Genomic DNA, 24,130 nt, shown 5'->3' with positions numbered 1-24,130 from the left:
AGTGAGATCGGTTTGTTGGAAAAACCTATTTCGGATTATTCGCATGAGGAAGCATCACTGGCCGCTGCTGAATTGCGTGCACAATTATCTCAGTATGCTCAAGCTTATTACACGGCGGATGCCCCGCTTGTAGAAGACTCGGTTTATGATGCTCAGTATCGTGACTTGGAGTTGTTAGAGCAGGCCTATCCTGATTTGGTGACGGCCGACTCACCGACACAGAAAGTTGGTGGCGCTGTTTTATCCGACTTCACTAAGATTAAACACGATATTCCAATGTTGTCGATGGGAGATGTCTTCTCAGAGGCTGAACTGGCAGAATTTGATCAACGAATTCGGACCGCAATTAAGGCACCTAGCGAATACAGTGTCGAATTAAAAATCGATGGACTTGCGATTTCATTGCGTTATGAACGCGGAAAGCTGGTCGAAGGTTCAACGCGTGGCAATGGGACGATTGGTGAGGATGTGACGAAAAATTTAAGGACGATCAAAGCAATTCCTCAAACTTTGTCCGAGCCAATCGACTTAGAAGTTCGGGGTGAATGTTATATGCCCAAAGCCTCTTTCCAGCAACTGAATGAGACACGAGACCAAGAAGGCTTGCCTATTTTCGCAAACCCTCGTAATGCGGCTGCGGGTAGTTTGCGCCAGTTGGATTCAACTGTAACGGCGCAACGTCAATTGGATACGTTTATTTATACCATCGTTAATGCTTCGCAATATGCTGTTGAAACCCAAGACCAAGCATTGAAGCAATTACAAAAATGGGGATTTCATGTTAACCCGGCATCAATAGTTGCGAATGATCTAGCGGATGTTCACGCATTTATCGCGCGATATCAGAGACAACGAGATCAGTTACCTTATGGAATTGATGGCGTCGTGCTGAAAGTTAATTCATTGTCGTTACAACAAAGCTTAGGCAACACCGTGAAAGTTCCACGGTGGGAAATTGCTTATAAATTTCCACCGGAAGAAGCGGAGACAATTGTGCGTGATATTGAGTGGACGGTTGGCCGCACCGGTGTCGTTACACCGACAGTGGTGATGGATGCCGTACAGCTTGCGGGGACAACCGTAGCACGAGCAACACTTCATAACGCCGATATGCTGCAAGATAAAGATGTCCGTTTGGGCGATACGGTTAAATTGCATAAAGCAGGAGACATTATTCCGGAGGTTTCGGAAGTTGTCCTGACCAAACGATCTGCAGATAGTGTTCGCTATGAGATCCCAACGACTTGTCCATCTTGTGGTGCAAAATTGGTTCATCTTGAAGATGAGGTAGCATTGCGTTGTATTAATCCAATGTGCCCGGCGCAAGTTAAAGAGGGTCTGACACATTTTGCCTCTCGAAATGCAATGGCCATCGATGGTATGGGACCAAAGATTATTGCCCAGTTGTACGATCGTCATTTTGTCAAAGATGTCGCCGATCTTTATCACTTAACGGCAAACGATTTATCACAATTAGATAAATTCAAAGAAAAGTCGATCAACAATTTATTAAACGCCATCGATCAATCGAAACAAAACTCTGCAGAGAGACTACTTTTTGGCCTAGGTATTCGAAATGTCGGTGCCAAAGCTGCTCGTCTATTGTTAGCACACTTTGGCAATTTGAGGGCGTTGATGGCTGCTGACCCAGACGAAATTAATCAGATCAAGACCATTGGTCAGACTATCGTTGATAGTCTAGAAGCCTATTTTGCGAATGAGCAGATGCAGCAATTAATTCAAGAATTAGCGGAGGCTGGGGTCAATTTTGATTATCTCGGGCCGAGTGAAACTAAGGCAACGCCTGATAATTATTTCAAAGATAAAACCGTTGTGTTGACGGGTAAGCTAAGTGACTTCACGCGTCCTGAGCTAACACAATGTTTGACAGCACTTGGTGCGAAAGTGACTGGATCGGTTTCACAAAAGACAGATCTACTGATTGCTGGCGTAGACGCAGGTAGTAAATTAACGAAGGCGCAGTCTTTGTCGATTGAGATTATTGATGAGGCAACTGTGAAGCAATACCTTGATGAGGTGAAAGCATGAAGAACCACATTAAATTAATTGGACGTTTATTTTTGCTAGTCGGAATGATGATTAGCTTGGCAGCCTGTGGCAGTCTACAAAATTCCGGATTAACAGGTTCGAATACAACTAGTGATACCACTTCGAATTCTTCCTCTTATCAGGTTACCGGGACAACGGATGGCACTCAATATAGTGCACTCTTGACGGATGGTAAGTATAAGGTCAGCGCAGCTCGCGGTTTATTAAACGATAAAAGTGCCAACACACTGAATGTTTATAGTCTTGAAAGTGGCTTAACAACCCTGAGCAAGGCACATTTTGCGCCAACCAAGTATGCTTTCCAAGAAGGTCAATATATTTCGAGAACGACGGCAAATCAGTGGCTGGCTCGAAAATCGAAGAAGAATCCAGATGGACTAAATCCTGTCGATAATGGCAAGACCGATCCTACTAAACGAAATCCAATCTATTTGCAGGATCTCTTGGAGCAAGATTATCTCGTCCAAAATGGGAATTCCTATGAACTCGGCGGTGTTTCGATTGCCTTGGGCATGAACAGCGTTGATAATTATCGTAAGGTCCAATATGGTGCGGTTTTCAAGACGACGATTTCTCAAACGGAACGCGAACAACAAGGCAAGTCAATGGCCGAGACGATTTTAGCGCGATTACGACAGAAAAAAGGTTTAGAAAAGGTGCCCATCGTTTTTGCACTATATGAACAAGCCGATAATGATAGCTTAGTTGGTGGCACGTATTTTGCACAAGCAGTCAGTGAATCTGGTAACTCAATTAATAAGTGGACAACCATCAATCAGAAGAATGGCATGCTTCCTGTTATCAATAACGAGAAAGCCATTAATGATGGCGATAGCGAGTCCTTTACGAACTTTAAGTCACACATTCAATCATTTTTCCCAAATTTGAGCGGGGTGACGGCGCAAGTTCAATATCAGGATAACCAATTAGTGGGGATGAAAATCAAAGTCACCACTCAATTCTTTGGTGAGAATGAAATCCGCAGTTTTACACAGTATACGAAGACAGCGGCGACACGGTATTTACCTGCGAATATTCCCATCGAGATTAAGGTCTCGTCAGTTGAGGGAATTCAGAGTTTCTTGAATCGAGATAGCGGCGAAAAAGATTTCTATACGCATGTTTTTAGCAGTTACTAGTTTTTTAGTCTGCCTTTAAATGATAGAATGAAACAGAAAGTGGTCACAAAGTTCGATTCAGAAACTTAATTAAAGAGACTCATGGATGGAGGAATTAGACGGTGATTTCTAAAGACCAAGTTGCCCATGTGGCAAGTTTAGCGCGCCTATCTTTTAGCGATGCAGAACTGAACCAGTTTACCAAACAGTTAGACCAAATTATTGATATGGAGAATCAATTGTCTGAGGTGACGACGGAAGGTGTCAAACCAACGACTCATATCACTGATGAAATCAATGTTTTTCGTGAAGATGTTGTGGTCGATGATGGCATTTCACGGGATGAATTATTGCAAAATGTTCCGGAAACGAAAGATGGTCTGATCAAAGTGCCATCAATTATTGACAAAGGGGAAGTTGACGCATGAATAATTTAGATTTAAGTATTGATGAGCTACATGAGCAACTTGTTGCTGGGAAGATAACGGCAAGTGATCTCGTTGAGCACTCATTAGATGCCGTTGAAGCTCATGAGTCCGATGTGAATGCTTTCGTCACAGTAAATGATCGTCAAGCTTTGGCAGATGCTGCTGCAATCGATGAACAGGGCATTGATCCTGATAATCCGTTGTCGGGGATTCCAATTGCGTATAAAGACAATATCGTCACGAAAGGCATTCGCACCACGGCGGGTAGTCGGATGTTGGAGAACTTCAATCCGGTCTATGATGCGACTGTTGTTAACAAGTTAAATACTGCGGGCATGATCAATCTTGGTAAAACAAACATGGATGAGTTTGCCATGGGTTCTTCGACAGAAACCTCATATTTCGAACCAACTAAAAATCCTTGGGATCTCGACCGCGTTCCTGGTGGCTCATCAGGCGGTTCTGCTGCTGCGGTTGCTGCAGGTGAAGTTGTTGCTGCACTCGGTAGTGATACAGGTGGTTCGATTCGTCAACCAGCTGCTTACAATGGCATTTTTGGGATCAAACCAACCTATGGCCGCGTCTCGCGTTGGGGCTTGATTGCTTTTGGGTCGAGTTTCGATCAAATCGGTGTCATGACGCGTCGTGTGAAGGATTCTGCAACAATTCTCTCGGCTATTTCTGGTCATGATGAAAAAGATAGCACGAGTTCTAAGCGCGAAGTCCCTGATTTTACACAGTTTATTGGTCAAGACATTAAAGGCATGCGCATTGCGGTGCCTGATGAGTTCTTCGGTGAAGGTATTGATGAAGGCGTCAAGCTTCAAGTTGAGAAGGGTCTGAAGCAGCTGGAGCAACTGGGTGCGGTCATTGATCATGTCCAACTTCCTTATACGAAGTATTGCGTGCCTGCTTATTATGTGCTGGCTTCCAGTGAAGCGTCATCGAACTTACAACGATTCGATGGGATTCGTTATGGGTTCCGCGCAGAAGACGTTAAGAATTTGACGGATGTCTACGTTAAGAGTCGTTCTGAAGGTTTTGGCCCAGAAGTTAAACGCAGAATCATGTTGGGGACTTTCGCACTATCAGCCGGTTACTATGATGCTTATTTCAATAAAGCTGCACAAGTTAGAACATTGATCAAACAAGATTTTGAGAAGATTCTGAGTGATCATGATTTGATCATTGGGCCAACTTCACCGGATACGGCCTTCAAATTAGGCGAAAACATCTCCGATCCATTGAAGCTCTACTTCAAAGACGTTTTGACAATTTCTGCCAATATGGCTGGGGTGCCGGCAGCTTCTGTTCCTGCCGGTTTCGATGACCAAGGCTTACCAGTCGGCATGCAGATGATCGCGAAACGCTTCGATGAAGGTAGTATTTTCAAAGCGGCTTCGGCATTTGAAACGGCAACGAAGTACTATGAACAACAACCAACCTTCAAGGGAGGCGCACGTTAATGAATTTTGAAACAACAATCGGACTTGAAGTTCACGTTGAGTTGAAAACAAACACAAAGATGTTCAGTCCTTCGCCAGTTACTTACGGTGCAGCATCGAACACGAGTACGAATGTGATTGATTTTGGGTTCCCAGGCGTATTGCCAACGGTCAACCGTGAGGCTTATCGGCTAGGTGTGATGGTCGCCTTAGCCCTACATGCAAATGTGACCAAGTCGACGCATTTTGATCGTAAGAATTATTTCTATCCTGATAATCCCAAGGCTTACCAGATCACGCAATCTGAAGAACCACTTGCGCGCGATGGTTGGATTGAGATCGATGTTAATGGACGCAAGAAAAAAATCGGAATTGAAGAATTGCACGTTGAAGAGGATGCCGGTAAAAATACACACGGGGATGATGGCTATTCTTATGTCGATTTGAACCGTCAGGGCACGCCATTGATCGAAATTGTCTCGAAACCAGATATTACTTCTCCGGATGAGGCGTATGCTTATCTGGAACAATTGCGTAGGACGATTCAGTTTACGGGTGCGTCCGATGTGAAGATGGAAGAGGGTTCGATGCGTGTTGACACGAACATCTCGATCCGGCCGATTGGTTCCGAAACGTTAGGTGTTAAGGCAGAGCTGAAAAACCTGAACTCGTTTAATCACGTTCGTTTGGGTTTGGCCTTTGAAGAGAAGCGTCAAGCCGAAGTGTTGATGGCAGGTGATCAAGTTCGACCAGAAACACGTCGTTTCGACGAATCATCCGGCGAAACAATTCTAATGCGTGTTAAGGAAGGTTCAGATGATTATCGTTACTTCCCTGAACCAGACTTGCCAGCATTTGAAATCGAAGACGATTGGATCGAAGAAATTCAGGCGGCTATTCCAGAAATGCCAGATAAACGGCGTGAACGTTATATCGATCAGCTTGGGATTCCAGAATATGATGCCGGTGTTTTGACTTTGACCAAGGAAATGTCTGACTTCTTTGAAGAAACTATCGCACATGATGCGGATCCTAAACTTGCATCGAACTGGCTAATGGGTGAAGTGAGTGCTTACTTAAATGCGAATAAACTCGATTTATTAGACACAAAATTAACACCAGACCATCTCGCAATCATGATCAAGCTGATCCAAGATGGGACAATTTCATCTAAGATTGCAAAGAAAGTCTTCCAAGAGACGATTAAGAATGGAACTGATCCTAAGGCTTGGGTCGAGAAAAAAGGCTTGATCCAGGAATCAGATCCCGCTGTACTAGAGCCAATTATCACCGCTATTCTTGATGACAACGAGCAGTCAATTATTGATTTCAAGAATGGTAAGGACCGCGCGGTTGGGTTCCTGGTTGGTCAAATTATGAAACAGACACATGGCCAAGCTAATCCTAAAGTGGTCAACCAAATTTTAATGTCAGAATTAAACAAGCGTTAATTGGCTCGACTTAAGGGGCAGCCAATTTTGATTGAAAGAGAAAGTAGGTTTTGTCGATGAGAATGCGTGCTCGTTTAATATATAATCCCACTTCAGGGCATGAAACGATGTTAAGAAACGTCGGTGAAATTTTGAATATTCTGGAGAGAGCCGGTTATGAAGCTAGTGCCTTCCAAACAACGGCAAAACCATTTTCTGCAGCTGATGAAGCCACCCGCGTTGCGAAAGATGGATTTGATCTCATTGTGGCTGCTGGTGGGGATGGCACGATCAATGAAGTGGTTAACGGTATCGCGCCGTTGAAGCACCGCCCTAAGATGGGAATCATTCCAGCTGGCACGACGAATGATTATGCCCGTGCGTTAAAAATTCCCCGTGATGATGCCGTTGAAGCTGCAAAATTGATTTTAAAGGGACAAACGGTCAAAATGGATATCGGCCAAGCCAACGACAAGTACTTCATGAACATTGCCGGTGGTGGATTCTTAACCGAATTAACTTATGATGTGCCGTCAGAATTCAAATCGGTACTAGGTTATTTGGCTTATGTCGTGAAGGGCGCTGAGATGCTGCCGAGGATCAAGCCGGTTAAAATGCATATCGAGTATGATGATGGTGTGTTTGACGGTAAAGCCTCGATGTTTCTACTCGGCCTGACCAATTCGATTGGCGGCTTCGAGCAGATTGCGCCGGATGCATCATTAGACGACGGTAATTTTGCGTTGATTGTGGTCAAGACCAGTAACGTAGCTGAAATCATTCGATTGATGACGATGGTCCTAAATGGTGGCCGGCATATCAACGATTCCAATATTATCTACGCGAAAACACGTAAAGTGATTGCAAAAACAGCCTCCGGTGAGAAGATGAAGATCAATCTGGATGGTGAGTATGGTGGCGATGCGCCAATGACTTTTGTCAATCTGCGTCAACATATCGAGATGTTTGCCAATGTCGACGAGATTCCGGATCGTGCGTTATCTGCGGATCCAACATAAGCAACCTTGTTGTCAGATGCCGCAAGAAAAAACGAACAGTAAAGCATGAAGTCAGTCGTGGGACTGTGGCAACTTTGATTTGTCACAGTCCCTTTGACCATTAATTAGGTCGGTCAGGTGAAGATCATTAAAATTGGGCCGATCAGCGAATTTAGAGGAGTTATTATGGCAAATAAGAATGAAGTTCCAGTTAGAAAAAATCAGGTACTAACCGGCACCGTGATGGATCTGACGTATCAAGCAATGGGTGTTGTGAAGGTGGATGAGGGCTATCCAATTTTTATTAGTAATGCCCTCCCCGGTGAGGAAATTAAATATTTAGTGACGAAGGCGAATAAGAATTATGGATTCGGTCGTTTACTCGAGTTCATCAAGACGAGCCCAGATCGAGTGAGCCAAGAAAACTCGGTTTATTTGCAAACCGGGATTGCGCCACTTGCCCACCTTGCTTATCCGGCCCAATTGAAATTCAAACAGGAACAAATCGAGTCACTTTTTCAAAAAGAAAAGTTACCGCTGACCGTTCAACCCACCTTAGCGGCACCTGAAGCCACTCACTACCGAAATAAGGCACAGATTCCCGTTCGAATGATCGAAGGTCAATTGGAGACGGGATTTTATCGACAACGCTCGCATCAACTTTTACCGCTGACAGATTTCTTGATTCAAGATCCGAAGATTGATGCCACAGTTAAGAAAATTCGGGATATTTTGCGTGCTTTTCACGTGCCTGCATACAACGAAGAGCATAATTCTGGCGTGATTCGTCACATCATGGTGCGGCGCGCGCGTAAAACGCGTCAACAGATGGTTGTCCTTGTCACACGGCAACGCCATTTACCACAAGAAGATGCCATTGTGCAGGCAATTAGTGAGCTACCCGAGGTTTCGAGTATCATTATTAACTACAATCCTAAAGTTACAAATGTGATTCTGGGAATGCAAGAGCGTCCGGTGTTTGGCAATGCTTATCTTGAAGACGAGTTGTTGGGCAAACGGTTCCGAATTTCAGCACAATCATTCTATCAGGTGAACGCGGAACAGACCGAGAATCTCTATCAACAGGCCATTGAACAGGCCGACTTGCAACCCGATGAAGTTGTTGTGGATGCATACTCTGGCATTGGAACGATTGGCATTTCGATTGCCGATCATGTCAAACAAGTTCGCGAATTAGAGATTGTGCCCGAAGCAATTGCCGACGCGAAGATCAACGCCGAATTAAACCACGTTAAAAATATTGACTTCACCGTTGGAAAAGCCGAAGAAATCCTACCTGAATGGGTTGAAAAAGGTCAAAAATTTGACGTCTTAATCGTAGATCCACCACGTAAAGGTCTCCAACCAGAGTTTATTGAAGCTGTTTTGAAGGCACGACCTAAAAAGCTGGTTTATATTTCTTGCAACCCAGCCACGCTTGCTCGCGACCTACGACTCCTCATCGATGGCGGCTATCATGGCACGACCATGCAGCCTGTCGACATGTTTCCAATGAGTAATCATATCGAAAGCGTGACGGCGCTGGAATTGGATTAAAGAATCATACGACTTTGTAAAAGGCGTATGAATTGAAACAGGTTCATGAATTTTTAAGTCTGCTCCTGTAATCCGCATCGCTAGAAGACATGCCTTAATATCTGACTCACCTTATTAGGAGGGATTTCATGAAGAAGTGGACAAAAATCATTATTGGCACACTGATTGCCCTCTTTCTTGTCTGTGGTGGGTGGCTATATTTGCGCAGTCAAGTTTATCAAGCGAGTCGATCTGCAGAGGTTGCGTCGCAGTCTGCCGTCGAAACGCAGTCTGGATTGAACTTTTTGATCAAGCATGAAAAGGGACCAGCAGTGATTTTTTATCCGGGTGCTTTGGTGTCACCAGCTAGTTATAGTATTTGGGCCAGACAAGTCGCTGCGGCTGGTTATTCGGTTCATATTGTCCGATTTCCGCTCGACCTGGCAGTTTTTGCACCCAATCGTGCCAGCCAAGTTCAACTAAAATCATCACCAGATTATGTGATTGGCGGGCATTCATTAGGCGGTGTCATGGCAAGTCGTTATGCGCGTCAGCACGCTCAAAACTTGAAAGGTGTCTTCTTCTTAGCGAGTTATCTTGATCAGAAGGGACGATTGGACCAGACGTCATTGCCTGTTTTATCTGTGACGGCGAGTCGAGACGGCGTGCTGAATCAAAAGTCTTACCGACATGCAAAACAGTTCTTACCGGCTAAAACGGAATTCACGCAAATTAAGGGTGGCAATCATGCTGGTTTTGGTAGTTATGGTCGACAAAAAGGGGATCACACCGCAACAATCAGTAATCAAACACAGCAAAAGCAGATTGCACAATCTTTGATACATTGGTTGCGCCAATTCAACTAGTTAATAATCGCATGCTATCATCAAACCATCTCATATGGGTGTGCCTCTGGGCATATTCAGGATGAGATGTTTTTTTTCATCAAAATTAGACTGAACATTTTTAGAATTAGTTGTTGACACTTGTAAACATAAAAGGTAAACTATTGATATTGATTACAGATGTAAACGTCAAAGGAGCGATTTATTTGAATGAAACTGATGTCACGACGATGACTTCTTCTGAATGGGAGCTCATGCGGATCATTTGGACATTGAATGGTGCGAGTAGTCGGGAAGTCATTGATGAAATTCAACGGAAGCGTGATTGGACGGAATCGACGATCAAGACGCTTCTGGGACGGTTAGTGAAGAAACAGATGTTGACGACTTTGAAAGAGGGTCATCGCTTTGTTTATCAGCCGGCGGTACCGGAAACGGAAGCAATGGACGCGACGGTTTCGGAGCTATTCACGCATTTATGCGAGATGAAAAAAGGTCAAGTGATTTTAAGCTTGATCGAGCAGGTGACCTTGAGCCAATCAGACTTGAAATCGATGCAGGCGCTCATTACCAAGAAGTTAGAAACTGCGCCTGAACAAGTCGCCTGCAATTGTTTGACAACGGGCGGCACGTGCGAGAACCACTGTGAAGATTAAGTGGGAGAAGGAAGTTAATGAATGTTGATTAAGATGTTAGTTTTAGCTATCGCCATTGGAATGATCGCGTTTATTGTCTGGTGGTTTTTCAAAAATCGAACAAGTGAAGGAGTTGCAGCAGAAATGAATGCATCAGATCAAACACAGAATGTTGAAGTCGTTGTTAATGGGGGTTATACACCAAATCAAGTCGTGCTTAAAAAAGGTGTGCCTGCACAGATTATTTTTCACCGCAAAGATCCATCTGGATGTTTGGAGCAGGTCGTCTTTCCTGACTTCGGGATTAATGCGGCGTTGCCTGTGAACGAAGATTATACGGTTGAGATCGACACCCGCAAGGCTGGCGAGTTCGACTATGCCTGCGGAATGAACATGTTTCATGGTAAAGTCGTGGTTGAACCATGAGTATTCAAAAACGTTTTGTCGTCTCACTGATTTTTTCATTGCCAATGTTGATAAACATGGTGTTAATGCCATTTGGCGTCCAATTACCAGGTGGGACTTGGATGATGTTCATGTTGACGACGGTCATTATGGTGGTATCCGCGCTGCCATTTCTTCGCAGTGCGTGGGCGGCGTTTCTGAATCATCAAGCCAATATGGATACGTTAGTGGCAATTGGTACGGCGACCGCTTATTTTTATAGCATTTATGCGATGTTGAACGGCCAATCGGTGTTCTTCGAGAGTGCGGCGTTTGTAATCACGTTTATTCTGTTGGGTCAGGTTTTGGAAGCACGGATGAAAAAAAGTGCGTCGAATTCCGTGCAGAAATTGTTGAACCTGCAAGCTAAAGAAGCTGAAGTGATGCGCGATGGGGAATTCATTCGTGTACCACTTAACCAAGTGGTCGTCGGCGATATCGTACATGTGAAACCTGGGCAAAAAATCGCAGTCGACGGTGTGATCACAGAGGGTCACTCAACGGTCGATGAATCGATGGTGACCGGCGAAAGTATGCCAACGACAAAATCGGTTGGTGATGAAGTCATCGGATCGACGATTAATGGTACGGGAACATTTCTGTTCGAAGCGCGGAAGGTCGGGGATGAAACGTTGCTCGCACAGATCGTCGAGATGGTGAAGAAGGCGCAAGTTAGTCATGCACCGATTCAAAAGACGGTCGATAAAATTGCCGGAATCTTTGTGCCAACGGTGTTGATCATCGCAATCCTTTCATTTGTGATATGGTATGTTTTCCTTGGTGCGAGTGTCGTGAATGCCATGTTATTCGCAGTTTCCGTCGTTATCATCGCTTGTCCCTGTGCCTTGGGAATTGCGACGCCAACGGCTTTAATGGTTGGGACTGGCCGCAGTGCTAAGCTGGGCATTCTGATCAAGAATGGTGAAGTTTTGGAAGCTGCTAATACGATTAAGATGGTCGTTTTTGATAAAACTGGGACGATCACCGAGGGCAAACCGGTCGTTACCGATATCATTGGTGATGAACAGCAAGTCCTGACGATTGCTGCAAGCTTAGAAGCGGATTCTGAGCATCCGTTAGCCAGTGCGATTTTAGCTAAGGCGAAAGCAGCACAAATTTCCGTCTCACTAATTGAGAACTTCGAAGCAATTGAAGGACTAGGCATACAGGCAAGAATCGCTGGCAAGCCTGCCTTCGTTGGCCGTGAAAAATTAGCGTCTGACGGCGATGCTGCGGATGAGTTTGCTGAGCAGCGGCAGGAATTGCAACAAGCGGCCAAGACGGTCGTGACGGTTGGTTATGCGGGTCAAATTATCGGGCTCATCGCGATTCAGGATGTTCCAAAACCAAGTTCTAAACGCGCAATTGCGGCGTTGAAGCAGCGCGGATTGCGAACAGTGATGTTGACTGGTGACAATGCACGTGTGGCACAGGCAATTGCGGATCAGGTGGGTATCGACGAAGTCGTTGCAGATGTCTTGCCGAGCGATAAAGCTGATCGCGTTGAACAGCTCAAAGAGAGTGCTCCTGTCGCTTTTGTCGGTGATGGGATTAATGATGCGCCTGCACTGACAACGGCTGATGTAGGTATCGCTATGGGCTCAGGAACGGACATTGCCATTGAATCAGGAGGCATTGTTCTTGTTAAGAATGATCTGTTTGATGTTGTCCGAGCTTTGGAACTTAGTCAGCAGACATTTAGACGAATTAAGCTGAATTTATTTTGGGCATTCATCTATAATACGTTAGGTATTCCAATTGCCGCAGGTCTATTTGCTGGATTGGGACTGATCTTAAGCCCAGAACTCGCGGGATTAGGCATGGCGTTGAGTTCGATTTCAGTGGTTGCCAGTTCATTATTGCTGAATCGGGCAAAGTTAACGACAGCTTGAGTGATATTGAAACGTGAGCAGAAATCATTAAAAAACCAAGTCAGGCAGTGATGCTGACTTGGTTTTTTGATTTCGGTGGTCAATCATATTTTTTTACCGACAAAAATTGAATTCTCTCGCGTTTAACGCTATGCTAATAACGCAAGAATTAACGTGATTTGATGGTATTGATTATTTATTTAGGAGTCGTGTTTGATGCAAGAGGTGTTTCTAGGAATCGATATTGGCACTACAGCAATTAAATTCGGTGTTTTCCGTGAAGGTCGATTGATGATTCAGCGTTCAGCCACACTCAAGACTTTTTCAGGTGAGAATGGTGCTCGCTATCAGTCTGCACAGGAAATATTGGCTAAAATTCGTGCAACGATTCGTCAATTGCCAGATGAAACGCGTCGTCAAGTGACGAGTCTCAGTGTCAGTGCGCCGATGCATAGTTGCTGGCCGATAACTTCTGACAGCGACACTAGCGATGCGATTTTTATTTGGTCGGATCGTCAAGCACAAGACTTAATGACAACCTTCAAACAGAGTGAGGCCGCAACAACGGCTTATTTAAAAACAGGCACGCCGATTCACCCGATGTCACCCTATGCGAAGATCAAATATTTCCGGCACGTGCATCGTTATGCCACGGTGAAAAAATGGTGGGGGATCAAGGAGCTTGTTTTGCGTGAGCTGACGGGACATGCACGAATCGATGACGCGACGGCTTCTGCCACCGGTCTTTTTAATTTACGATCGCACCAATGGGATCCAGAGATTTTAGAAGAATTGCAAATCAGTCCAGATCAGTTAGGGGAGATCGTTGCCTGCACAGATGTCTTTCCAATTTTACCGGCAATTGCGGCACAATTAGGGTTAGATCAACATGTCAAAATCTATGCTGGGGCTAGCGATGGCTGTTTGGCAGCATACGCCGGCAACTTCTCGACTGGGATCGCGAATAGCCTCACGATTGGGACGAGTGCGGCGGTTCGACAAGTCTCATCGGCCATTAAGCTCGACCCTAAGCGTGAGAATTTCTGTTATTATTTACAGCCCGGTCAATATGTGGTGGGTGCGCCATCAAATAATGGCGGCAATGTGCTAGCGTGGGCAAGTCAGCAGTTTGCTCGGAGTACCGATGACTTCTTTGAACGATTACCACAGTGGCTGGCAGACTCACCGATTGGTGCGAACGGTGTGCATTTCATGCCGTTCTTGAATGGCGAACGCGCGCCATATTGGGATGCCACAAAAAAAGCCGCCTTCAAAAACATGACGGCGGCAACTTCTCAAGCGGATTTGGTTCGTAGTGTGATCGAGGGGACCCTGCTTAACATTCGCGCTTTAGTTGAAATGGTGGGCGCAACCGAACAGATCACACTGAGTGGTGGTTTCTTTAAATCACAGGTGCTGCGCGAATTAACAGTAGATATCATTGGACTCGACGGTTATATTTCGGCCGCAAATGAACCGATTGCAGGATTATATGACCTAATTTATCCTGGACAACGACAAAAGATTGCGGCGAAAGAAAAAGTGGCGTTTCAACCAGCTGTTCATCAACAATACGTGCAACTGGCACGACACTATTTTGATGACTAGATTGTTACGCGTGATCGGGTGGAGAATGGACTATAGCTTGATTTTAAGTCCCAGAAATTGGTGAGCAAGTTGAACCGCCTGCTCCTCATTGACGATCACGTTGCGTAACTGGAAGTCTTCGAGTTCAAGCTGTTTAAAGTGGCTGGTGCTCAAATCAACACCCTTAAGTTTGGTAAACATGAAGCTGATATGATTGATCTGACAATCATTGAAGCTTATTTTTTTGAACGTGCAATCATTAAAGGTCGCGTCGTTCAAGCTTGTTTGTTGGAATGAGGCGTGCTTGACATTAAGCTTGTTGAGTCCGGCAAGATCCATCTTGCAGTTGGAAAAAGTGACGTCGTTAAGGTAACTTTGATCCAAAACAGTGCCGACAAGTTTACAATCGGTGAACTGAACTTGGTACAGACTCTCTTCGTCCAGGATGCAATTCGAGAAATCACAGTTTTTAAAGGTTGATTCGGATACCTCAAACTTGTTGAAATTACAGCTAGTAAAAATGACGTGGTCAAATGTACAGTGTTCAATGATGGGATGCTTGAGTGTGAGTGTGTCAATCGTTTCATCGCTGACCGAGGTATATTCGAGCAAGTGATCTTCATCTTCAAGAATAGTTTGAAATTTTTTTGGTTCATATGCTGAACGATTGATACGCGATGATGAGTGCGGATTTGGTTGAGTCATGGGGCTACTCCTTGGCTATTTTTAAAATCATCATATCAGTCTGGTCGGTAATGTCAAACGCGTTCATATGGCTGATCAGGTTAAGTGGCAGGAGGTGGATCAGACCAAAAAAGCCCTTGAAACGGCGGCTGCCGATTCAAGAGCTTTTAGATTTACCAGTCAACATTATTTTTGAGTGGCTTTAGAGGTGTTATCTGAAGTTGCAGTCGGTTGTGTCGATTGATCCCAAATTTGTTTCATTGCTGGTATTTTGCCAAGGCTGTCTAATGCAGCAGTTGGCATGACGATCGTATTATTTTTACCTTCTGCGACTTTCTCCATTGTTTCCAGATTCTTGTATTGGAGATAGGCATCGGTGTTGTGAACGAGCGCTTCGTTGACAGAATTGATTTGGTCACGAATGGCTTCGTAGAGTAAACGCTGACTTTGAGCGCGTCCTTCGGCTTCCAAAATCTGAGTTTGTTTGTTACCTTCGGCTTCTAGAATCGCAGATTGCTTGCCACCTTCGGCCTTAGCGATTGCGGCTTGTTTGAAACCTTCGGCCTGCATGATGTTAGCTTCTTTCTCACGAGAAGCACGCAGTAACTTGTTCATCGATTCTTGGATGTCGTGGTCGACTTCGACGGAATCAATATTCGCACGGTCAACATTCAAACCGTAACCTGCCGTAACTGCACTGAGTTGGTCGAATAATGAACGGTTAATCGTTTCGGTACCATTCAAAACATCATTCAGATCCATGTTACCAATGATGCCACGTAAGGCTGCGCGAGTATCTTGAACCATGCTGGTCACGGAGTCTTTATTTTTGTAAACGTAAGCGTTCACATCGGTGATGTGATACTTCAGAGTTTCCGAGATCTTAACCACGACGTTATCTTTTGTGATCACTTCTTGTTCGGCAACCCGCATCGGAATTTGTTTCATATTGACGACTTCAGTGATGCGATAGATCACAGGTAAGACAATATGAAACCCAGGTTGCATCGTTTTAACGTAGACACCTAAACGCTCTACGATACCGACTTCACCAGTATGGATGATGGCAATCGATGAGAAGAGAATCCACAAGACAAAGGCAGCAATAATCACAATAACGATCAGGATAAAAATATTTCCAAACATAATAATAGCCTCTTTTCAAATTTTTCAATCGGACTTTAATAGGTTAGACGGTAATCAAAACGACGTGCAATCAGTGCAAGTGGTGTGACGCGGACGACCTCTAAGAGATCACCAACCTCTGCCGGCCCTTCGATCACGTAATGATAATAGACGCCATACTGTTCGACGACGCCGGAATTAAGCTGACTGCTATTCACAAAAGTAGCCCCAATCAGGCGTTCGTCAAGCATCAGACACCCTCCCTTGAAATCCCATTGTCTAGGTAAAATCTGTACACCCCACATTATACACTAAGTGTCATTGAAAGTGCTATCAATCGCAAGTGCCTGGAAAAGGGTCACTAAAAAAGCCAACATGACTGTTGGCTTTAAGCTGAGTTGATTATTTGCGGAGCTTGGCGAGGGCTTTTTTAGGAACATCTGCCTTAGAAACTTGCTTCCAAGAGCGAACCGTCTCATTTTTCAGAACGACTGCTAAGTAGGCGTTTCGTTTCAGCGGTCGAGGTTTGTTACCATTAAATTCGAGCTGGACCTTCTCACCATTGGCATTGTAGCCTGGTTGATTGTAAGAATAATCATCGACGATCTCGCCAGAATCTGTCTTGTTCTCCTCGTACTTACCATTAGTGGTGATTTGGGTATAATAGACATCTCCGCCGCGAAAAACCTTCTCAACGGCAAACCAACCGCCGGCAAGCAATGCAGCCAAGATAACAACAACTGTTAAAATTTTTTTCATGAAGAGCACTCCTTTAAAACGTCAGTGTGACTGGTATCAATTAAAATAAAACAAACTTGATCGATAAAGATAAGTTTAAACAATTCGGAATTGGTTTGCCATAGGGTGTTGTGATTTTCATCTTACAAAAATGCAAGGTGGCGGCGTCACGACCGTCCTAAAAAGTATTGTAAAAGACAAGGCATTGTTTCGCGAGGCTTTAATTTTTTCTAAAGGCAGTGTTTACTGATTGGTGAAACTTGTAAAATAGGTAATTGGCAAAAAATGATTCGAGATCTGATTGAATACCATCTTTGATTCTTGAGAGGACCAAACTTTGACTGATAATAATGAATTGAAACGTGCGATGGGATTGACCTCCACGCTGACCACTGTCATGGGAACTGTGATCGGCGGTGGTGTCTTTTTCAAAATTTCAACCTTAGCTTCCGCAACGCGATCTCCAAACGTACTCTTAATGGTTTGGCTGCTCGCAGGATTCTTAACGATAACGGGCGGTCTATGTCTAGCCGAAATTTCCACCGCGATTCCCGAGGCAGGCGGTGCCGTGAACTATATTGAGCTTGCTTATGGTAAGCTGCCTTCGTTTTTATTAGGTTGGGCGCAAATTTTGATTTATTATCCTGCCAATATTGCGGCGTTAAGCATCGTTTTTGCGACGCAACTTGTGAGCTTGGCAGCCTGGCCAGTGATTTGGATTATCCCGCTTGCTTTTTTGACGGCGGGTTCTCTGACGGCCCTTAATTTATTGGGTGCGCGCTTTGGTAGTTTTGTTCAGAGTTTGACCTTGTTTCTAAAAATTATTCCAATCGCGATCATCATTGTGTTCGGCGTGCTGAATCCCCACGCACAGCCTTTACAGTTGTGGCCAATTCAACCTGTTCAGCATGTTAGCTGGTTAACGGCGCTAAATGGTGGCTTGCTAGCGACGATGTTTGCGTATGATGGTTGGATTAGTGTGGGTAATATGGCGGGAGAAATGAAAAATCCTCGTAAACATCTCCCAATTGCCATTATTGGCGGCTTGGGCCTGACCACGTTAGTTTATTTTTTGATCAATCTGGCCTTTTTAAAGGCGCTGCCTATCTCACATTTGATGAATAATCCGACCGCGGCAGCAGACAGTGCGATGGCGATCTTTGGCGGCTTTGGTGGGCGTTTAGTGACCGTCGGTATTCTCGTTTCGGTCTATGGCGCAATTAACGGCTACACCATGACGGGGATGCGTGTCGCCTACGCTATGGGTGTCAACCGAACGATTCCGTTATCGAAGTATTTCCGACAGGTCACATCCGCAACCCAAGTGCCTTGGTTAAGTGGTGTGGTGCAGTTATTGATTGCAGGTGTGATGATGTTACTGGGAAATTTTGACAAGTTGACCGACATGCTTGTCTTTGTCATGTGGATTTTTAACACCATGATTTTCGGAGCAGTCTTTATTTTGCGGCGGAAGCAACCCGACTTGAAACGCCCTTACCAGGTGAAAGGATATCCCTATATTCCAATCATTGCGATGCTAGGTGGTGCGTTTATTGTTGTATCGACGTTGATCACACAATTCCAATTGGCGACACTAGGCATTATTATCACACTAATTGGCGTGCCGGTTTTTTACTGGCAACAGAAGCATCAAGATCAAGATTGAAGCTAGTTTCGGTTTGCGATGCAGTCTACTCAACTGATCGACATAAATTAAGTCGACATAAATAAGCCTCGGAGTTAATGAAGAAGTGCTGCATGATTGTGAGATGTCCGTCTGACAATCATGCAGCACTTCACTGACTCTGAGGCTTTTGACCTAAATTATTTAGCTGATGGTTCGTCTTCATCCTTGGAAGTCGAGCTTGGTTGATTGGGATCGACTAAATCTTCAGGATGCAAAATAATGTCATCTGGCTTCTTCTGTTCGACTTTCAGCTTAGGAACGTCGCGTAGATTGATGACAGGATAGGTGCGACTACTAGACTCATCGTAGATTTCCGTTGGTCCTTTATGACCTGCAAAAACCTTTAATTGGAAACCATAATGATCCAGAAAAACAAGTTGCTCCGCATCCAGCCCGATAATCCGGCCGGGTAGCTCGCGGTGATCGATCATAATGGAAAAATCTGAACCAATGGTCATGTCATGTTTTTGATTGGTGTTCGAATCAATGAATGCCCAATCGCCAGCATAACGTAGTGCCAAATCTGGCTGTCGTTTTTTTTGTTGTTTTCGATGTCTAGTTTGGGTTAAGAAACGACGCACTTGGTTGATGCCATGGATGCCTGCAGCATAAATATCAGAAACTCGCATTTTGATCTCCTTTACTATCTATCATCATATCATCTGTTATTAATTTTTGGTATTAAAAACAATGAATTATTGGCGCTATTTTTGTTACAATAGGGTGACAAATGAATTTCGAGATGAAACCGATTCAGAAACAGCACTTAAATGACAAAACGTCTCAAGAAAACGAGGTAATTTAGAATGGCAAATGTAGGAACGATTGGAACGAGTGCTATCACCAAGACTTTTTTACAAGCTTGTATTGCGAGCTGTGCATTTAAAATAACACATGTCTTTTCGCGAACCCCTGAAAAGGCACAGGCATTGATCGATGATTTATTTATTCCAGATGCGCGTGCAGATCGTGAACTCGAAGCCATGTTAGCTTCAACTGATGTCGACATCATTTACGTGGCGTCACCGAATAGTTTGCATTTCCAACATGTTAAAGCTGCCCTAGCACATGGTAAAAGTGTGATTGTGGAAAAGCCAGCGTTTGTTTCACCGGCTGAATATCAAGCCATCGATGAAATCTTGAAAAAAAATCCAGGGTTACATGTGATCGAGGGTGCGCGTCATCTTTATGATGCTAACTATTTGGCGGCAAGTGAGCGGGTGCGTGCCTATGATGAAGTGACAGGCGCAACACTAACCTATATGAAGTATTCCAGTCGCTATGATGATTTCAAGGCAGGCAAAAATCCTAATATCTTCTCACCAAAGTTTGCCGGTGGGGCCCTCTATGATTTGGGCGTTTACTTGGTTTATGCCGCGGTTGACTGGTTTGGAATGCCAAAACAAGCTAATTATGCGGCAACGAAGGCAGAAAACGGCATTGATCTACACGGCTTGGCTCGCTTGCATTATGACAAATTTGACGTGGCGTTGATTTTTGGTAAGGATCAACAATCATTCTTACCAAGTGAAGTCTACGCGCACACCCACACGCTCTGGCTAGACAATTTAGGAATGCCAGCCAAAGTACGCGCGTATGACGGGCCAGCAGTCTTCCAAGACCTAAGTCAACACACCGCAGAGAATCCGCTGGTGGATGAAGTGAACGCCTTTAGTTTGATGTTTACGAATCGTGATGACGCACAGTTTGAGCAACGTTGGCAGTTAACGGGGCAAGTTAACTGCGTTTTGGATCAGTTACGCGCGAGTGCCGGAATTGAATTTGAAAGTGGTCAAGATTAATGCAGACAAATTATGAACAACCCGCAGCACCATTTTTACCGGTTTGGCAGCGTTCGGGTTTTACGACGCCTTCACCAATTCAGCAAGCCGTTTATTGGCCATTAAAGAAAGGCGAATCAATCTTAGGCTTAGCCGCGACAGGAACTGGAAAAACATTAGCGTTCGGATTACCCTTATTAGAAACACTGCAACCTGGGCAACAGCTACAACTTCTGATTTTAGAGCCTAGTGCGGAACTTGTGATGCAAGTTCGTAACGTGTTGCGCCAGTATGCCCAAATGATTGATTTGACGGTTCAAGGTATTGTGGGTAAAGCCAATCCCAAACGTCAACAAGAACAATTGAGACAACATCCAGAAGTGATCGTTGCGACACCAGGGCGCCTGTTGGAATTGATCCAGCAGAAACAATTAAAAATGAATCTCGTTGAAACCATTGTGATTGATGAGGCCGACTCACAACTCGATCCTGAGCACCTTAGCACGACTCGGGAAGTCATTGCGAGCCTCCCTGCAGATGTCCAGATTGCATTGATGTCTGCAACTGAGCAGCCCATTTTTGAAGAACTCTCGAAGTGGTTCGGGTTGGAGTTTCAGCGTTTTGATACCCGCGCAACGGATCGTGAGCAATTGAAGATTCAACATGACTTTCTTGTCGTCGGTAATCATCAAAAGGCTGAGATGATGAAACGCCTGCAGCGTGGGCCGATCTCAGGTAAAAATGCGCTTGTTTTCGTGAAGAATCTTGGGAGCGCGCGGACCTTATTCAAAACATTGAGTTTCTTAAATTTACGTGTTGGACTTTTGTTGGGTGACGAATCTAGTCAGAAACGTCAACAAATCATGCAGCAATTCCGCCAGAAAAAGCTGACCTTTTTGATTACGACCGAGTTGGCTGCACGTGGCTTAGATTTCGCGGAACTTCAATTTGTGGTCAACTTTGATTTGCCGGTGACATTGACTAGCTACACCCATCGCGCTGGACGCACGGGCCGCATGTTTCGTGAGGGCACCGTTTTAAATCTAGGCAATGAACATGACCGGCGCAATTTACAGAAAATCATTGAGCCACAATTTAATTTGCGGACGGTTTATCTGATGACAGGCAAATTAGAAACTGAGCGGCCTAAATCACTACCTGAGGTAGAAACTAACTCAGATGTCTCCACAACAAAGCCATCGCAGTCGGCTCACGGGGATCGTCCTGCACGATTAAGTGGAAATCACACCAAAGCCGCAAACACAACGAAAAAGAAAACACACAAGAAGAATCGTCAACGTGATCAAAAAAATAAAGGGAAACATCGTCCTAAGTTAGGAAACTAACGCCGAATTTTCCTTGTTAGAGTAGTCACCTATACCGTTTAGAGGATAGGTGGCTTTTTTATCATTGTAATTGATATAGCTTGAGCATTAAAAATGAAAGCAAATTTGCATATTTCAGAAAATAGCTATTTCGTTTTCATCCCCATGAAAACGCGAAATAATTGTTGACAACGCCTACAAAATATACTTATAATTAATTCGTGGTCTAGATCAATTGATAAAAAAGTGACAAATCACCTTGTTGTCTATTTATGATTGTGCTAGACTATAAATAATCGATGAAACCGTTTCATCACGGCTGCTTTTTGCAGTTATATGCAATTATTCTTTAAGCTTTACATCTTCACTCGGAAAGGAGGCTACATTTTGGACGAAGACGAAAATTTACAAGCGATCATGGGATTGATCGTCAATGGCGGCAATGCAAAGAGCAGTGCTATGGAAGCAATTATGGCTGCCAAAACAGGCGACTTTGCTGGTGCAGATGCTAAGTTGAAGGAAGCTGATGTTGCTTTGTCAGAAGCGCATAACTCTCAAACAGGCATGTTGACCAAAGAAGCTAGTGGTGATCATGTTAAAGTCACATTGTTAATGGTGCACTCTCAAGACCATTTAATGAATGCGATTACGTTCCGTGATTTAGCTGGCGAAATTGTCGATCTCTATAAGAAATTAGCCAACAAAGCGTAATTCTTTGGAGGAATTGCGTGCAGCATCGATATTCTTGTTACAAATATTCTGTTATATGGGTTAGCTTTATATTTGGAGGTTAATAATATGCAAGGACTTATGAATTGGCTTGAGAAATATCTTGTGCCAATCGCTACTAAGATTGGTTCAATTCCTTGGTTAGTTGCATTGCGTGATGGTTTCATCTCGACAATGCCTATCACGATGGCCGGATCTTTAGCAACATTGATTAACGCATTGTTAGTAACATACCCAACTGAATGGAAATGGATGGGCTTCGTTAATTCCGGTTTCGTTCAAGGCGTTGTTGCTATCGACGGTATCGTTTCAACAGGTTCACTTTCTATCTTCGCTGTCTTCTTTGCAGCTATGTGGGGCTACCATTTAGCTAAGAACTACAACGTCGATGGTTTATCAGGTTCGTTGGTATCATTGGCTGCATTCTTAATGAGTACAAACAATACCACGACACTTGCTTTAGCTGATAAATTACCAAAAGCTGCTGTTAAATCATTTACAAATGCTGGCGCAACTGCTTCAGAAAGCAGCATCACTTTAAACAGTGCATTTTCTATTGGTAACTTAGGCTCAGCTGCATTGTTCTCTGCTATGATTTTCGGCGCTATTGCCGTTGTTGTTTATATCTTTTTAATGAAGAAAGACATCACGATCAAGATGCCTGATACAGTTCCACCTGCAGTATCTAAAGCATTTACTGCCTTGATCCCTGGTATCGCGGCATTATATGTTGTTGCTATCATCAACTGGGCATTTACTAAAGGTACTGGTCAATTCTTCGGTGATTGGTTATCTGAGACAATCCAAGCACCATTACTTCACGCTGGTCAATCAGCAGGTATGGTTCTCTTGGTTGCACTCTTAGTTCAAGTATTCTGGTTCTTCGGTATTCATGGTCCTAACGTTTTAGGCCCTGTCTTGGAATCAATCTGGGGTACATCACAGATCGCTAACATCACTGCCTTCCAGAAACATGCTGCATTACCATACAAATGGGTTCGTGGTTCATTCGATGCTTACGTATGGTTTGGTGGTTCAGGTGGTACGATTGTTTTACTTCTTGCCATCTTAATCTTCTCAAAACGTGCTGATGAACAAGCAGTTGCGAAGTTAGCCTTCGCACCTGGTATCTTCAACATTAACGAGCCTGTTATGTTTGGTCTTCCAATCGTATTGAATGCGATTTACTTTGCACCATTCATCATCGCTCCAGTTTTGAATACAGCTATTGCTTACTTTGTAACGATGGCTGGCTGGGTTGGACCAGTTAAGGTTGCGGTTCCTTGGATCACACCTCCTGTTCTGAACGCCTTCATGGCTACTCTTGATTGGCGTGCAGCTGTGTTAGCTTTAGTTAACATGGTCATTGCATTCTTTATCTGGGTACCATTCGTTCAAATGTCCAATCGTGTTGCTGCTAAGGAACAAGCTGCTGGATAAGCAAACTCGTTCATGCACAATTTAAGACGAAATAAAAAGTCATTGGCTGCTGAATAGCAGTTGATGGCTTTTTTGTGAGCACATATTTGCTGTAATCTTGCCACAAATTGAAGATTGGTGTGTTGAAATCAAAAGAAAACAAACATTTTAAAATAACTCGAATTGTCAAATCAAGTGCAACACTTTCGACCTATTCTTAGTTATTGGTCTAGTT

At 44.2% G+C, this 24,130-nt stretch carries 21 protein-coding genes and 1 pseudogene; 17 read left to right on the top strand and 5 right to left on the bottom strand.

What is annotated here, in order from left to right:
- Positions 1–12: 12 nt before the first annotated feature.
- The 12 genes and pseudogenes from ligA to FC15_RS06390 all read left to right on the top strand — a co-directional run bounded on the left by ligA (position 13) and on the right by FC15_RS06390 (position 14,428).
- Entirely contained in the window at positions 13–2,049 is a 2,037-nt protein-coding gene (ligA, locus tag FC15_RS06445; RefSeq protein ID WP_057825037.1) for an NAD-dependent DNA ligase LigA, read from the top strand.
- Between the two features lie 8 nt (positions 2,050–2,057).
- Entirely contained in the window at positions 2,058–3,209 is a 1,152-nt protein-coding gene (locus tag FC15_RS06440; RefSeq protein ID WP_371861353.1) for a CamS family sex pheromone protein, read from the top strand.
- A gap of 101 nt (positions 3,210–3,310) precedes the next feature.
- Positions 3,311–3,616, top strand: coding sequence for an Asp-tRNA(Asn)/Glu-tRNA(Gln) amidotransferase subunit GatC (gene gatC, locus FC15_RS06435; RefSeq protein WP_057825033.1), 306 nt, complete (start codon positions 3,311–3,313; stop codon positions 3,614–3,616).
- Entirely contained in the window at positions 3,613–5,082 is a 1,470-nt protein-coding gene (gatA, locus tag FC15_RS06430; RefSeq protein ID WP_057825030.1) for an Asp-tRNA(Asn)/Glu-tRNA(Gln) amidotransferase subunit GatA, read from the top strand. The genes gatC and gatA overlap by 4 nt, the downstream gene beginning before the upstream one ends.
- Entirely contained in the window at positions 5,082–6,512 is a 1,431-nt protein-coding gene (gene gatB, locus FC15_RS06425) for an Asp-tRNA(Asn)/Glu-tRNA(Gln) amidotransferase subunit GatB (protein WP_057825028.1), read from the top strand. The genes gatA and gatB overlap by 1 nt, the downstream gene beginning before the upstream one ends.
- 56 nt (positions 6,513–6,568) lie before the next feature.
- Positions 6,569–7,501, top strand: a pseudogene (locus FC15_RS06420) (diacylglycerol kinase); the annotation flags it as partial.
- 174 nt (positions 7,502–7,675) lie between these two features.
- Positions 7,676–9,046, top strand: a complete 1,371-nt coding sequence (rlmD, locus tag FC15_RS06415) for a 23S rRNA (uracil(1939)-C(5))-methyltransferase RlmD (protein WP_057825025.1) — start codon at positions 7,676–7,678, stop codon at positions 9,044–9,046.
- A 128-nt stretch (positions 9,047–9,174) separates the two neighbouring features.
- Entirely contained in the window at positions 9,175–9,891 is a 717-nt protein-coding gene (locus tag FC15_RS06410; protein WP_057825024.1) for an alpha/beta hydrolase, read from the top strand.
- Positions 9,892–10,076: 185 nt separating this feature from the next.
- Positions 10,077–10,526 (top strand): CopY/TcrY family copper transport repressor, encoded by a 450-nt coding sequence (locus FC15_RS06405; protein ID WP_146979132.1) that lies wholly within the window; start codon positions 10,077–10,079, stop codon positions 10,524–10,526.
- A 21-nt stretch (positions 10,527–10,547) separates the two neighbouring features.
- Entirely contained in the window at positions 10,548–10,931 is a 384-nt protein-coding gene (locus FC15_RS06400) for a cupredoxin domain-containing protein (RefSeq protein ID WP_057825022.1), read from the top strand.
- Positions 10,928–12,841, top strand: coding sequence for a copper-translocating P-type ATPase (locus FC15_RS06395; protein WP_057825020.1), 1,914 nt, complete (start codon positions 10,928–10,930; stop codon positions 12,839–12,841). The genes FC15_RS06400 and FC15_RS06395 overlap by 4 nt, the downstream gene beginning before the upstream one ends.
- Before the next feature lie 195 nt (positions 12,842–13,036).
- Positions 13,037–14,428 (top strand): gluconokinase, encoded by a 1,392-nt coding sequence (locus FC15_RS06390; protein WP_057825019.1) that lies wholly within the window; start codon positions 13,037–13,039, stop codon positions 14,426–14,428.
- Between the two features lie 30 nt (positions 14,429–14,458).
- Here the strand turns inward: FC15_RS06390 and FC15_RS06385 are convergent, their stop codons facing one another.
- The 4 genes from FC15_RS06385 to FC15_RS06370 all read right to left on the bottom strand — a co-directional run bounded on the left by FC15_RS06385 (position 14,459) and on the right by FC15_RS06370 (position 16,975).
- On the bottom strand, positions 14,459–15,112 hold the full coding sequence (locus tag FC15_RS06385) for a pentapeptide repeat-containing protein (RefSeq protein ID WP_057825017.1): 654 nt from the start codon (positions 15,110–15,112) through the stop codon (positions 14,459–14,461).
- Between the two features lie 165 nt (positions 15,113–15,277).
- A complete protein-coding gene (locus FC15_RS06380) occupies positions 15,278–16,237 on the bottom strand; it encodes an SPFH domain-containing protein (protein WP_057825016.1) in 960 nt (319 codons plus the stop codon).
- Between the two features lie 35 nt (positions 16,238–16,272).
- The gene (locus FC15_RS06375) at positions 16,273–16,467 is read right to left on the bottom strand and encodes a hypothetical protein (RefSeq protein ID WP_057825014.1); all 195 of its coding nucleotides are present in this window, start codon (positions 16,465–16,467) and stop codon (positions 16,273–16,275) included.
- Positions 16,468–16,618: 151 nt separating this feature from the next.
- Positions 16,619–16,975: a YxeA family protein gene (locus FC15_RS06370; protein WP_057825012.1), complete on the bottom strand. Its 357-nt coding sequence runs from the start codon at positions 16,973–16,975 to the stop codon at positions 16,619–16,621.
- 346 nt (positions 16,976–17,321) lie between these two features.
- On the opposite strand from FC15_RS06370, the gene FC15_RS06365 reads away from it, so the two are divergent.
- Positions 17,322–18,620, top strand: coding sequence for an APC family permease (locus FC15_RS06365; RefSeq protein WP_057825110.1), 1,299 nt, complete (start codon positions 17,322–17,324; stop codon positions 18,618–18,620).
- Between the two features lie 158 nt (positions 18,621–18,778).
- On the opposite strand, the gene FC15_RS06360 is transcribed toward FC15_RS06365, so the two are convergent.
- Positions 18,779–19,270, bottom strand: a complete 492-nt coding sequence (locus FC15_RS06360; protein WP_057825011.1) for a DUF4828 domain-containing protein — start codon at positions 19,268–19,270, stop codon at positions 18,779–18,781.
- A gap of 177 nt (positions 19,271–19,447) precedes the next feature.
- On the opposite strand from FC15_RS06360, the gene FC15_RS06355 reads away from it, so the two are divergent.
- From FC15_RS06355 to FC15_RS06340, 4 genes are all read left to right on the top strand, one after another.
- Positions 19,448–20,443: a Gfo/Idh/MocA family protein gene (locus FC15_RS06355; RefSeq protein ID WP_057825010.1), complete on the top strand. Its 996-nt coding sequence runs from the start codon at positions 19,448–19,450 to the stop codon at positions 20,441–20,443.
- Entirely contained in the window at positions 20,443–21,768 is a 1,326-nt protein-coding gene (locus tag FC15_RS06350; protein ID WP_057825009.1) for a DEAD/DEAH box helicase, read from the top strand. The genes FC15_RS06355 and FC15_RS06350 overlap by 1 nt, the downstream gene beginning before the upstream one ends.
- A 396-nt stretch (positions 21,769–22,164) precedes the next feature.
- Positions 22,165–22,458, top strand: a complete 294-nt coding sequence (locus FC15_RS06345) for a PTS lactose/cellobiose transporter subunit IIA (RefSeq protein WP_371861354.1) — start codon at positions 22,165–22,167, stop codon at positions 22,456–22,458.
- Between the two features lie 87 nt (positions 22,459–22,545).
- Positions 22,546–23,916, top strand: a complete 1,371-nt coding sequence (locus FC15_RS06340; protein ID WP_057825007.1) for a PTS sugar transporter subunit IIC — start codon at positions 22,546–22,548, stop codon at positions 23,914–23,916.
- Positions 23,917–24,130: the final 214 nt, after the last annotated feature.

The sequence above is a fragment of the Lapidilactobacillus concavus DSM 17758 genome, from assembly GCF_001435835.1.
Lineage (GTDB): Bacteria > Bacillota > Bacilli > Lactobacillales > Lactobacillaceae > Lapidilactobacillus > Lapidilactobacillus concavus.
The sequence above is the reverse complement of the archived record's forward strand: the minus strand, read 5'-3'. Positions and strand labels throughout refer to the sequence as shown.